Origin of the sequence: Erysipelothrix inopinata, assembly GCF_014396165.1 — a bacterium.
GTDB classification, from domain to species: Bacteria; Bacillota_I; Bacilli_A; order Erysipelotrichales; family Erysipelotrichaceae; genus Erysipelothrix; species Erysipelothrix inopinata.
Genome location: NZ_CP060715.1, coordinates 1,378,364 through 1,391,464 on the forward strand (window position 1 = coordinate 1,378,364; position 13,101 = coordinate 1,391,464).

Consider the following 13,101-nt stretch of genomic DNA (forward strand, 5'->3'; position numbering starts at 1 on the left):
ATGAAACGTTTTATTAATATTATTTCAATAATCTTTATTTCTTTACTGGCTATTATGACAGTATTCCCTTTTATCTACATGGTATTAGCGGGACTCATGACATATCAAGAAGCAACAAGTATTCCGCCAACATTTTGGCCTCAAGTTCTGAATTTCTCGAACTATGCTGAAGTGTTTGAGAAGGCTCCATTTGTTCGTTACTTCTTTAACACAGTATTTGTTTCATTGATTACAACGGCAGGAATCTTGATTACATCAGTACTTGCTGCATTCGCTCTTGTAAAACTTGAGTTTAAGCAAAAAGGTCTTGTACTGACAATTATGATTTCACTATTGATGATTCCTTACGAATCCATAGTCTTTACAAACTATCAAACCATCGCGAGAATGGGACTTCTTAATACGTATTACGCTTTGATTATTCCATCACTTGCAAGTGTTTTCTACATTTATTACTTACAAGGTTACTTAAAGAGTATTCCAAGTTCGTATTATAAAGCAGCAAAAATTGATGGTTGTACTGATCTTGAGTTTATTCGTAAAATTATGATTCCACTTGCAAAACCTGCACTTGTTACTGTAGGAATTCTAAGCTTTATTTCAGGTTGGAACTCATTCCTATGGCCATTGCTCGTTACTAACGATAGTAAATATCGACTATTAAATAACGGTCTTGCAGCCTTTACTTCAGAAAGTGGTAGTGATGTTCACTTGCAAATGGCAGCTGCTACACTTACCATTATTCCAATTCTGATCGTCTATTTTGTATTTAGAAAAGAAATTATTCGAGGAGTATCAAAAAATGGTATTAAAGGATAAAAAAACTAAGATAACATTCCACAGTGGTATGATGACTATTGGGGGTACAGTTATCGAAGTTGCTTATGAAGATGCACATATCTTCTTTGACTTTGGTACTGAATTTAAACCAGAGCTTAATTTAAAAAACGAATCATTAGAAGAACTTCTTGAATATCGTCTCGTACCTCATCTTGAGGGTATGTATGATCAGAACTTTGGTTATGTTTACCCAAATGAATCAACCGGAACTTATAACCACACTGCTGTGTTTGTGAGTCATTGTCATTTGGATCATACAAGAATGTTGAACTACTTGGATCAATCCATTCCACTCTATGCCCTTAAAGAAACAAAGGTGTTAGTAGAAAGTCTCAATGCGAAAAATGACTTCCTCTTACCAAATGCACATTTGAAGGATACGTATACTCGTGATATCATTGGATGTGAGAACCATGAAGTTATTCAGGTTGGAGATATTAAAGTAGAATTAAGTCGTGTTGATCATGATGCATATGGCGCATGCGGACTACTGATTCAAACTCCAGACCTAAAAATTGCTTATACAGGTGATTTAAGACTTCACGGATTTGATGTAGAAGATTCATTAAACTTCTGCGAACAAGCGCGTGATACAGATGTATTAATTATCGAAGGTGTATCAATCAGTTTTCCAGAGGATCCATCTCGTAATTTAAATCGTATAAATAGCGAACAAGATTTATTAAACCGAATTTTAGATATTGTTGATACAAACCCAGATAAGCAAATAACATTTAATTGCTATCCTGGTAATGTTAAGCGTATTGCGGAAATCGTGAAATCAAGTCCACGAGAAGTGGTCCTTGAAGCATCGTTTGCGTATATACTTAAAGAATGTTTAGATATGAATTGTAAATATTATATTCACGATTTTAAATCAGATAAACTCGATCCAAAACTCGAAGTTAATTATCAAGATTTAATCGCAGACGAAGGTCGTTATTTATGGCAGGCTGTATCTAATTTTGAAAATCTTAAAGGAGGTGGTATCTACATCCATAGCGACGCAACACCGCTTGGAGAGTTCGATCCAGCATATTTACCATTTATTGAATTGTTGAAGAGTCACAATGTTGAATTCGTAAGAATTGCATGTTCAGGTCATGCATTCCCAGAAGATTTAAATAAGATTGTGAACTTAATTCAACCGAAACTGCTCGTTCCGATTCATTCATTAAGACCCGATCTTTTAGAGAATGAACACGGTGAACGACTATTACCTGAAAGAGGACAAGTTATCTAGAGGAGAATACATAAAATGAAAAAGTATTTAGTAGCTTTACTAGCAGTATTTATGTTAGTTGGATGTTCTAATAAAGGATCAGGATCATCTGACGATACAATCATTGATAAAGTACCAGAAGGAACAGAAATCACATTCTGGCACGCAATGAATGGTGGACAAGAAAAATCATTAACAGAGTTAACTGAGCAATTTATGGCTGAAAATAAGAATATTAAAGTTGTATTACAAAATCAAACAAAATATCCTGATTTACAAGCAAAAATTAATGCAACAGTTACATCACCAAAAGACTTACCTACAATGACTCAAGGTTATCCAAACTGGTTCTGGAGTATTTCAGAAGAAAACATGCTTGTTGACTTACAACCATACATGGATCACAAGACGATTGGTATCGCTGACAAAGATGATATTGTAAAAGTATTCTTAGATGGTGCTAAAATTCATGATAAACAATATGGAATGCCTTTCAACAAATCAACTGAAGTTCTATACTACAACGAAGGTATGCTAAAAGAATACGGTGTTGAAGTTCCAAAAACAATGGAAGAACTTGCAGCAGCATCAAAAACAATTTATGAAAAATCAAATGGTGAAGTTGTTGGAGCTGGTTTCGATTCATTAAATAACTACTACGTTATTGGTATGAAAAACGAAGGTGTTGAATTCAACAAAGATGTAGATATTACAAGCCCACAAAGTGAAAAAGTAGCTCAATACTACCATGATGGTATTAAAGAAGGTTACTTCCAAATTGCAAATAAAGGTGAATATCTTTCAGCTGTATTTGGAAATGGTAAAATTGCTATGAACATTGGTTCAATGGCAGGGGAATCACACGTTAAAAAAGCTATCGAAGGAAAAAATATCGAATACGGTGTTGCTCCACGTCCAAGTGTGAAAAACTTACAACAAGGTACTGACTTATACATGTTTGCGGAAGCTACACCAGAACAACGTTCTGCAGCATTCCAATACATGAAATTCTTAGTATCTAAAGAATCACAAATGAAATTTGCTTTAGACACAGGTTACATGCCTGCACGTACATCAGTATTCAATGATGACAAATACAAGAACACTACAGATTCTAAGATTCCAGCAATCATTGGTAACACATTAGATAATCTCTTTGCTTTACCAGTAGTTGAAAACTCAGATCCTGCATACCAATCATCACGTAATATCATGGAAAAAATTCTTTCAGATAAAAACGCTGATGTGAAAAAAGTTCTTGAAGGTTCAAAAGCTGAATTTGAAGCAACTTGGAAACAATAGTTTCATAACATTATTTATACATTTAAGACAGATAAGTACAATTATCTGTCTTTTATTATATATAATTGTAAGTTGTGTATTGATTATTAAGTTTGTTACGTACTTCACAAACGATGGTTTGAATATGAAGAAAGCGCATTCTTAAATGGGGTTTAGAGTGTTATTTATTTAAATAATGATTATTTCTTTAACTTACACATTTCATACACAATTCTTACACATTTGTAAAAATACCAAATGATATTATGCATGTGTCAAGAAAAGAAAGAGTGGAGACATGAAAAAAAATATATTAAAGATTGCAGCTTTTAGCCTCATTATTTCCGGCTTTGCTGTTGCGCCAATTATGGCTGGAGAGAAAGAAGATAGTGCAAACTCAAACGCTACAGTTTCGTTTAAAGCACCTGATGTAACAGATCCGGTGAAACCTGTTGACCCAACAGATCCTACGAAACCGCTAGATCCAGTAGACCCAGGAGATGGACACGAAACAGGATCAAAAGGACCTATCACTATTGACTACGTACCACATCTAGCATTTGGAGAAGTCGAAATTGATGGTACAACTAAAGTAGTTGATGCTACTTCAGTAAAACCTTACGTTCAAGTATCTGACCGTAGTGCTACTGGTAAAGGCTGGACATTATCAGCAAAAATGGGAGACTTTGTAACTGGTAAAGGAACCGCAGACGAACATACATTGAAAGGTACAAAGATTTATCTTGAAAATGGACAAGTTCAATCTTCAGATCCAGAAATTACTGCAGCTCCTACAGGTACATCAAAAATCACTTTAGTTGGTGGCGGTACTGATACTGTAACAGTAATGGATGCAGCTAAAAACCAAGGTATGGGAACATGGATCATGAAATGGTTAAAAGATGATTCAGGTAAAACAAACAGTAAAGTAAAACTAGAAGTAAACACGAAAGACGCTCGTGCTAAAGCTTATCAAGCAGAGATTAATTGGACTTTAGGTCAACAACCATAAAAAATTAATGAAAGCTTATAAACATAACAGAGTTAAAACAACATTTGCTTTAATGTTTACGCTTGGTGCGATGTTTATAACAATGTTTATCGCACCATTGTCGTCTGTGCATGCAGATGCCTATGGTGCGTTTTACATTGAACCACATCTACCAGAAAATCAATATGATCAAAATGTAGGTTACTTTGATCTAATGATGACCCCAAATATGGAACAAACATTAACGTTTGATGTTGTGAATCAAGGGGATAAACCGATGCTCGCGTCGCTGGAATTTCAGAATGGAACGACATCTCTAAATGCAGAGAAGTCATACCTCAATGTTGAAAAACCAGATGTGTCGATGAAATCGCCGATGACTGAAATGGCTCAAATTTCAGATAAAGAACTAACAATTCAACCACATGATAAAAAAACAGTTACCGTCACCGTTAAAGCTCCGCAAGAAACATTTGATGGTGTATCAGTGGGTGGGATTACTGTTACTGCAGATACGATAGATAACGATACAAAAAAAGATGACAAACAAGAATTTGAAATTGTAAGTAGAACGACATATCTTCTTGCATTACAAGTTCGAATGAATGAAAATACTGTAGATAAAAATCTAAATTATATTAAATCTGATACAGAGATGATACAATTGGTACCTAAATTTATTTCAGTAATTCAAAATGATCGACCTGTGGTAATGAATGATCTTACAATTGATGGAACTGTAACACACGAAAACAAAAGTGATATAGTTGCGAAAATACATAAGACAACCGGCGGTATACTTCCGAATACGCAGTTTTCAATTGCATATGATTTAGAAGGAAAAAAACTTGAACCGGGAACATATGATATTAAATTAAAAATCACAAGTGGTGATGATGAATGGGAATGGCAAGAAAAACATACTGTTGAAGCGCCTCAGGCTAAGACACTTAATGAAAATGCTCAAACACCAACTGAAAACAACACTATGATAATTATTTTATTCTCAGTCGTAATATTATTAATACTCATTGTTTTATACTTATATTACAAAATGAAAAAGATGAAAAATCAAAAATAGGGGAATTATGAAGCGTACAATCAGAAAAACAAGACATATCTTAATTGCATTAACAATCGCATTGGTTGTTAGTGGTTTTTCTGTGTTACGCGAGCATCCTTCTAATGCTATGCCAATCTATGCTGATACTAAAACTACTGAAATCAAACTTGGAAACGAATCCGAAAGTGGTGCGGCAGAGACTCAGCTCGATATGAATGATAAGGCAACTGACAAAGAATCGAAAACGGATGAACATGAAAATGTTAATAGCGAGAGTGAAAATCCGGAACCGGTGGATGAAGCAGTAGAAAAAAAACTGGATCCAGAAATCGAGGAAAAACTGAAGAGTATTGATGTGAACCAATCAGTACAATCTTTGAGTGATAATAATTCAGAGTTGATAAATAGAACTATGACAGAACAATCACCACAAAGACCGCAAAATTTTGCGGCGAAAGCTATTTCTTCGAATGCTATGATTGTTACTTCTTTCGCACAATTAAAAAGTGCCATTGAAGCTGGTGGTATGGTTAACGGACAGAAGAAAACTATTTTTTACTTAGGGTCAGATATTGTTGGTACCAAAGGTGGAATCACGATACCTAACGGCTATTCCTTTTCACTTGATGGAAAAAATCCAAATACACAAGTCATACATACATTTTACGAATATGGTGGAACTACGGAGTCCGATACAATTCGTTATACAGCTAGTGGCGATCAATCCACAAATTTTATTAGAAACGTAAATATTGTAGGTCAAAACAAGAGTGGTTTTTTCACTTCCAAATATGCTAATGTGACTTTTGAATTGAGCTTTGTTGATTATACTGGACCAAAGGTTGCAGCACTTCCTAAAGGTGCTGTGGTTTTCAGAGATTCTAACGTAAATGTTACTACTGCTAGGTTAGTATCCACAGAACAAGTAGCAAGTGCACGAGAAGTATATTTAACTGAAACAAATACTATTACAACAAGCCCGGATATGAAGGAACCTGTTTTTGCCGCAACTGAACTCTTTATTATTGCTGGCGAGAAGGAACAAAATATTTATTCTGCCAATCCAATTTTAAGTAGCTCGAAAGCAAACGTTCTTATTACGGATAAAACTGTAGTTAATATAAATGGTATAGCTGTATCGGGAGAAAAAACTGTAGGCGGAATTGTAACTACTGGTTCTTTTGATAACTATGGGAACATTAACTTCAATGCAGATAAATTAACTGGTAATATCATTAGTTCAAGTGCCTTTGATAATACTGGAAAACTCAAGATAGATGTAGGAACTATTACCTCAAATGTATTATCTACTACGACCTTTAAAAATTCAGGGACAATTACAGTTTTGAGTGAAAAAAGCAGTAGTGTTGTTAACTCATCTCAACGCATGGAAAATAAAGGAATAATAGATGCCAATATTAATGAAATTACTTCAGATAGTTTCACAACATCAATTTTCGAAAACTCAGGAGATGTAAAACTACTTAGTAACAAGGTGTCGGGAAATGTTCTCTATTCGAAAACATCATTAACGAATACTGGATTAATTGATATTAAATCAGAGATTACGACTGGACATGTTGTTAATGTTACGGAATTTATAAATGATGGAGTACTTCAGGTTAATGTTCAAGAAGTTACTGGATCATCATCAGACGTTATCAATTCAACAAATCTTACCAATTTAAAAGAAATTGATTTGAAGACTACAAAATTGGGTAACTCTTTTATTAACAACAGTAACACCATAATTAATAAAGGTAGTATTAAAGTTAATGGCGGTGCAGTGGGACGTGATTTAATCTATTCTCGTCATTACTTCTATAACTATGGTAATGTAGATTTAAGTGCAGATACAGTTGGTTCGTATGGAATTCGAGTTGAAATATCTAATAAGGATTCATTTATCAATGAAGGCGGCAATATTAAAATCCGGGCAAATCAAATCTCTAACTATGTTCTATATTCCTTTTATTTTATCAATAGAGATAATGCAAATGTTGATATCAATGTTCTTGAAGGGGGTACAGCAAGTCGAGGAATTACAATTTATCGTGACAATATCTTTGAAAATAGTACGGCAAAATTTGTAATTGGTAATCCGGAACAAGAAAGCAAGCCACGTACTAATGTGTTTTATACAGATGGATATGGTAAATTTGAATTTATTGATTCTCGTATAACGATTGATACTGCTGATTCGGGATATACAAATGTATTTAATACGCCGAGTGTTAAGTTTGTAAGTACAGGTTCCGTTCCTGCATATTTGAATATTATCAATTATTCTGGAAGTACTAATTTTGGATCATCTGGAACGAAATTTGATATTGATACCCAACAAATTAATACTTGGGATTCCAAACCAACCTTCACAACATATCCTGATGCTACTCTGGGAGGCGCACATCGCTTCGTAATGAATGATTATCGTAATTTTAATGTAAGTGGTAGTATCAGTGCAAAAGGCGATCCAACATTTGACAAAACATCCACACCGTCTACAGATACAATTAGTATCAATGATAATCTAACATTTAATAACCAAGAGGTTATTTCAATGGGAAATATGATGTTGGATGTTCCTAAGAACACAGAAAGTCTCAACAAGTTGAAATTAAAAACTAATCCTGGTTCATGGGTGCAACTTGCATCAAAACCTACTTTTGATACCTATGCTGATGAAAATGGTAATGTTGATACACAGTTGCCACATGGTGTAAGTAATGACAAATATCGAGTGGATTCGTTTGGCGATAATTTATATCGTAATTCAGATGTTCAATATCATGTGGATGGTGATCTAAGTATTCTTGAGATTCCAACGCAAATATCATTTCCAGAAATTGAATTGCATTCGGGACCTAATTATTATGATCGTGATTCACAGATGAAGATTGCGATTGAGGACAACAGATTAAATAAAACAGGTTGGAAATTAAGTGTTCGTATCATAAAACCACTGCAAATTAGTGGCCGTCCTGAATCACGTCTTGATAAAGCATTACACGTTAACAAGAATGCTATTGGTGAAGAACTTGTAACGGTCTATGAAACGACGGGACTTGATTATTCCAGTAATACTGAAGTTATCTGGGAATCGAATGAGGGAATTCAACTATACATTGAGAATTATAATCGAATTTACGCTAATACTCCGTATGAAGCATCGTTAGAATGGGTATTACAAGCGAAGTAGTGATTTCTTATCACTACTTTTTTGTTTTTGAGGGGATTGTAAAAAAATGTAAAGAAATTATTAATTTCACATCTTTCACATGTTAATAGCGTACAATGGAGATAAGATGATGGAGGAGATTTTATGAAATTAAATACAAAACGAACGGTCTTAATAGGACTTGCGTTCATGAGTATCTCTGCTTTTTGGCAACTTTATGATTTTCTTATTCCGTTAATTTTAACGAATACCTTTGGTGTTTCTGACACTATTGCTGGATTCGTTATGTCTTTGGACAATATTCTTGCTTTATTCATGCTTCCGTTCTTTGGGGCACTCTCGGATAAAGTGGATACGAAATATGGGAAGCGAATGCCCTTTATCGTAATCGGAACTTTTGTGGCAGTAATCAGTTTAATTATAATTCCATTCGCAGCTAATGAGAAAATATTATGGTTATTTGTGATTGGTCTTTTAGTAGTTCTTATAGCAATGTCAACATACAGAAGTCCTGCTGTTGCGTTAATGCCTGATGTTACCCCAAAACCAATGCGATCTAAAGGAAATGCAATTATTAACCTTATGGGTGCGGTTGGGGGAATGATTGCCTTGCTCATGCTAAATTTCTTGTCTCCACAAAAATTTTCTGGTAACCAATATCCTATTTTCATAGGTATTGCTTTATTTATGGCAGTGTCGATTTTTATCATGATTTTATTTGTAAGAGAGAATCGTTGGCGTAAAGAAATGGAATCAATCAGTGAACACGTCCATGCTGAAGAAGAACTTGTGACAGAGTCTGGAGAGATGAAAGCAGATGTTAAGTCGAGTTTGACCTATATCTTAATTTCAATCAGTCTTTGGTTTATGGGATATAATGCGGTTATTTCCGCATTCTCGCGTTATGCTGTTAATGAGCTTCATTTGCTTGAAAGCCAAGCATCTAATATCTTACTTGTCGCAAACATTTCAGCAATTGTATGTTTTATTCCGATTGGCATCTTGGGAACAAAAATGGGACGAAAGAAAACAATTCAACTTGGGATCTTATCACTCCTCACAGCGTTTGCTACGGCGTTTTTCTATCGCGATGGGTTCTCGCCTCTAATGTACGTTAACTTTGCTCTAGCGGGCTTTGGGTGGGCTGCAATCAACGTAAACTCATTACCAATGGTATTGGAAATGACTACGGGAGGAGATGTTGGTAAGTATACTGGACTTTATTATACGTTCTCGATGTCTGCTCAAATTATCACACCTATTTTATCGGGGTTCCTATTTGATGTTATTGGCTACCACGTCTTGTTCCCATATGCGTCTTTCTTTGTTCTCGCATCTTTATTTACTATGACACGTGTAAAACATGGAGATGCTAAGTTGTCTTCGTATCATATTGACGAGGCTTAAGATGGAAATAAAAGGATATTTTACGCATCGAGGTTATTACACGAAAGATCAGAGTATTCCAGAGAATTCGTTGAGCGCATTTCAAAATTCAATTGAACATGGCTTTGGTATTGAGCTCGATTTACAACTCAGTAAAGATGGTGTAGTTTATGTCTTTCATGATGATAATCTCAAACGAATGACCGGGAATGAACATCAGTTTATTGAGCTTAATTCAGACGAGATTGATGCACTTCGTATATACGGTGAAGCGATACCTCGGTTTGAACAGGTATTGAATCTTGTAAAGGGACAGGTCCCTCTTATTGTGGAATTGAAGTCGTTAGGTTCACACAATGAATCCCTTTGTAAAAAGAGTTGGGAACTTCTTCAAAACTATACGGGTGATTATTGTGTCGAATCCTTTGACCCGCGAATTGTAAAATGGTTTAAAAAGAATCATCCTGAAATAATTAGAGGACAACTCTTCTTAAGTTATAAAGAATATAAATCACTACCACTTAAAATATTTATGCCAACCATGCTTACTAATCTTGGTACAAGTCCTCATTTTTGTGCACTTTCCAAGCACATGGGCATAACTAAATTTGGAACATGGTATTATAAAACATTTTCAAAAAAACTAGTGGGGTGGACGATTCATGAAGGTGAAGAAAGAACATTCTATGATGCTCAGATTTTTGAATTTTTCAATCCTGATAAAAAGGAGTCATAAGTGACTCCTTTTGCTGGTTCAATAAGTTGTGTGAACTTTACAGAAATTGGAATATTCGTTGTGAAGCATGGTAGAATTATACAGAAGTAAGGAGTTAGTGATTATGAATTCAAAGCAAAAAAAATATCGATACTTGGTACCCATTATTTTATATTATGTTGTAGTAACAATTATCGTAAATCCTTTTGAATATAATATTCACACTGCGATGTTGTGGAATCTTTTTTTGAGTGCAATTCCATTGTTATTCGCGAGTCTTGTTGCCAAAGAATCAATCAAGTGGAAACCTATTTGGGTTGTTCTTTGGATAATAATGCTTCCCAACGCCTTTTATATGTTCACGGATCTAATTCATGTTAATATGTTTAATTTTTACATTCCAACTGCCAATAATTATCAGCTCCCATATAACTCCAATATCATGGCATGGCTGGGAATTATTCAAATTGTATTTTCAGTATTCTTAGGAGTACTGTTTGGCTTAGTTGCAATGCGCCGCGTAATTAGACATTATTTTGAAGTTGGAACACCAAAATATACGCTCGCGGTTATTTTAGTTTCGTTCTTGAACGCTCTGGGTATTTATCTTGGACGCTTTTTACGCCTTTACTCTTGGGATATTTTCAAACCCATGACAATACTTGCAAAATTATCGGATATGACCGTTCCTTTTGCTGTAGAATTTGTAAGCTCGTATATGATGTTGATTATTGCTTTATATTATGTTTATGAATTTGTTGTGGCAAATCGAAAATAATTCCTCAATTCATAGTATACGACGCTAACTGTCCGATATAGATGCTATACTAGGTTCAAGAGGTGATCAAGATGAATAAAGGATACAGTGTTAAAGATTTCGCAATGAATTTGAAAGGAAATGATGTGACATCATTTATTAATAATCAGTCTCATCGTTTTACAGAACGTTTTGGATTATCGTTCTCTGATACAGTGCAAGTTACGCTTCGTTTTGAAGATGCACATGATGCTCAAGATTTCTACAATGAACTTCGCTATAATCAAACCTATGCACTTGACTATACAGTCACAACATCACGTTTAAATGCATGCGAGCTTATTGTTGATGGAGCTGAAACGCTTTATGACTATTTTGGAAGTCGTGAACCTAACTTGTTAACGGTGAGTCGTGATTTAAAGCTCAATTTTGAAATTATCTATAATCAAGAATATACAGGAATTGAATTTACGGGAATGGTTCACCGTGGTGAGCTCTTATCACGTCAATGTGTGGTAGAAGTTGCATCTGTTATACCAGAATTGTCGCTAGGTGGCTTATCCAAAATTGCTCGAGAGGCTTCAGAATTTGATGATTTATTAACACGTTGCTATATTGTGAAAGGAACACCATTACTATGAGTCGTTTGACCAATGCTTTACAAATGTTGGACATCTTGTCCGCACGATCGGTAGTCTCCCTAGATGAACTTGCGGATACGCTCGAAATATCGACTCGAGCAGTTCAGAGGTTAAAAGATGATTTGGAGTCTGTAGGATATCATATTGATACTAAAATGGGCCCTAATGGAGGGTATACATTAAAATATCAAACTCAAATTCATCCTATTGAATTTAACATTGAAGAACGTAAAATATTGAAGCAAGCATTGGCACTTGTCATGCATCAAAACTCGACCCAAAGTCGAGATTTTGTGCGTGCAGTTTCAAAACTTTCACGACAGCTTGATTATCCAGAACTTAGTATGGTTGAATCCTTTCAATCCGTTCGCCTAAATATTGATCCCGAGAAATATCAAAACTTCATAACTACACTAACGCAAGCCATTGAATCTTGTCATCGCGTTACTCTTGAATATAATAAGAATCACCGTGAAACAAAAACATATCGTTTTGAGCCCTATGAACTCGTTTTGGTTAATAAATTATGGTATGTGTTTGGGTATGATGAAAAAGGACGCTATCTCAGTTTGAAAATAAACAAAATCAATGATGTTACGATATTAGAAAGTACATTCCTAAAAGATGAAAACACCTCTTCAAGACAAGTTCTTTCTGACTACGGATACAAAATCCAACCTGTTATGACCGAATTACTCATTACTGATCAGGATTATTTAAGTGAATATATCTGGGGAAAAAACCAAACAATCACCTGGTTAGATGATCATCGTTTTAAATTAGAAGTGGAATTTCCAAATGAAATGTCAGTTAAAAATTTCGTGATGAGAAGTGCACGTCATATCACAATAATAGAACCCGTCTGGTTAAAAGATTGGCTTTATCAAGAAGCTCAAGAAATAATCGAAAGATACAAACAATGACTTGCTTTTTTAAACGTGCCATACTAAACTTATAGTTGCAATCAAACATAGAGGTGTGGTGCCACATGGATTTTAATTATAAAAAAATGCTAGATTATGTGTCT

Annotated in this window: 11 protein-coding genes; all 11 read left to right on the forward strand. The window is 34.8% G+C overall.

Translation table 11 applies throughout. The features are described from left to right. The 11 genes from H9L01_RS06735 to H9L01_RS06785 all read left to right on the forward strand — a co-directional run bounded on the left by H9L01_RS06735 (position 1) and on the right by H9L01_RS06785 (position 12,997). Entirely contained in the window at positions 1-819 is an 819-nt protein-coding gene (locus tag H9L01_RS06735) for a carbohydrate ABC transporter permease (RefSeq protein WP_187533199.1), read from the forward strand. Next, on the forward strand, positions 803-2,083 hold the full coding sequence (locus H9L01_RS06740) for an MBL fold metallo-hydrolase (RefSeq protein WP_187533200.1): 1,281 nt from the start codon (positions 803-805) through the stop codon (positions 2,081-2,083). Before H9L01_RS06735 ends, H9L01_RS06740 begins: the two co-directional genes overlap by 17 nt. A gap of 15 nt (positions 2,084-2,098) precedes the next feature. Then, the gene (locus tag H9L01_RS06745) at positions 2,099-3,364 is read left to right on the forward strand and encodes an extracellular solute-binding protein (RefSeq protein ID WP_187533201.1); all 1,266 of its coding nucleotides are present in this window, start codon (positions 2,099-2,101) and stop codon (positions 3,362-3,364) included. A gap of 277 nt (positions 3,365-3,641) precedes the next feature. Further along, the gene (locus tag H9L01_RS06750) at positions 3,642-4,355 is read left to right on the forward strand and encodes a WxL domain-containing protein (protein ID WP_187533202.1); all 714 of its coding nucleotides are present in this window, start codon (positions 3,642-3,644) and stop codon (positions 4,353-4,355) included. A gap of 7 nt (positions 4,356-4,362) precedes the next feature. Further along, complete coding sequence (locus H9L01_RS06755; RefSeq protein WP_187533203.1) at positions 4,363-5,415, forward strand: WxLIP family cell surface protein; 1,053 nt, start codon at positions 4,363-4,365, stop codon at positions 5,413-5,415. Positions 5,416-5,422: 7 nt separating this feature from the next. Continuing rightward, positions 5,423-8,596: a hypothetical protein gene (locus H9L01_RS06760; RefSeq protein ID WP_187533204.1), complete on the forward strand. Its 3,174-nt coding sequence runs from the start codon at positions 5,423-5,425 to the stop codon at positions 8,594-8,596. Between the two features lie 123 nt (positions 8,597-8,719). Beyond that, positions 8,720-9,982, forward strand: coding sequence for an MFS transporter (locus H9L01_RS06765; protein WP_187533205.1), 1,263 nt, complete (start codon positions 8,720-8,722; stop codon positions 9,980-9,982). Between the two features lies 1 nt (position 9,983). Next, positions 9,984-10,697 carry a glycerophosphodiester phosphodiesterase family protein gene (locus H9L01_RS06770; RefSeq protein ID WP_187533206.1) on the forward strand — a complete coding sequence of 238 codons (714 nt, stop codon included), beginning with the start codon at positions 9,984-9,986 and terminating at the stop codon, positions 10,695-10,697. Positions 10,698-10,800: 103 nt separating this feature from the next. Continuing rightward, positions 10,801-11,454: a DUF1361 domain-containing protein gene (locus H9L01_RS06775; RefSeq protein WP_187533207.1), complete on the forward strand. Its 654-nt coding sequence runs from the start codon at positions 10,801-10,803 to the stop codon at positions 11,452-11,454. A 71-nt stretch (positions 11,455-11,525) separates the two neighbouring features. Beyond that, positions 11,526-12,074 (forward strand): hypothetical protein, encoded by a 549-nt coding sequence (locus tag H9L01_RS06780; protein WP_187533208.1) that lies wholly within the window; start codon positions 11,526-11,528, stop codon positions 12,072-12,074. Continuing rightward, a complete protein-coding gene (locus tag H9L01_RS06785) occupies positions 12,071-12,997 on the forward strand; it encodes a helix-turn-helix transcriptional regulator (protein ID WP_187533209.1) in 927 nt (308 codons plus the stop codon). The genes H9L01_RS06780 and H9L01_RS06785 overlap by 4 nt, the downstream gene beginning before the upstream one ends. Positions 12,998-13,101: the final 104 nt, after the last annotated feature.

Excerpts from the sequence above, each read along its gene's own strand:
- H9L01_RS06735 (WP_187533199.1), top strand. The coding sequence starts at position 1 with ATGAAACGTTTTATTAATATTATTTCAATAATCTTTATTTCTTTACTG.
- H9L01_RS06740 (WP_187533200.1), top strand. The coding sequence starts at position 803 with ATGGTATTAAAGGATAAAAAAACTAAGATAACATTCCACAGTGGTATG.
- H9L01_RS06745 (WP_187533201.1), top strand. The coding sequence starts at position 2,099 with ATGAAAAAGTATTTAGTAGCTTTACTAGCAGTATTTATGTTAGTTGGA.
- H9L01_RS06750 (WP_187533202.1), top strand. The coding sequence starts at position 3,642 with ATGAAAAAAAATATATTAAAGATTGCAGCTTTTAGCCTCATTATTTCC.
- H9L01_RS06755 (WP_187533203.1), top strand. The coding sequence starts at position 4,363 with ATGAAAGCTTATAAACATAACAGAGTTAAAACAACATTTGCTTTAATG.
- H9L01_RS06760 (WP_187533204.1), top strand. The coding sequence starts at position 5,423 with ATGAAGCGTACAATCAGAAAAACAAGACATATCTTAATTGCATTAACA.
- H9L01_RS06765 (WP_187533205.1), top strand. The coding sequence starts at position 8,720 with ATGAAATTAAATACAAAACGAACGGTCTTAATAGGACTTGCGTTCATG.
- H9L01_RS06770 (WP_187533206.1), top strand. The coding sequence starts at position 9,984 with ATGGAAATAAAAGGATATTTTACGCATCGAGGTTATTACACGAAAGAT.
- H9L01_RS06775 (WP_187533207.1), top strand. The coding sequence starts at position 10,801 with ATGAATTCAAAGCAAAAAAAATATCGATACTTGGTACCCATTATTTTA.
- H9L01_RS06780 (WP_187533208.1), top strand. The coding sequence starts at position 11,526 with ATGAATAAAGGATACAGTGTTAAAGATTTCGCAATGAATTTGAAAGGA.
- H9L01_RS06785 (WP_187533209.1), top strand. The coding sequence starts at position 12,071 with ATGAGTCGTTTGACCAATGCTTTACAAATGTTGGACATCTTGTCCGCA.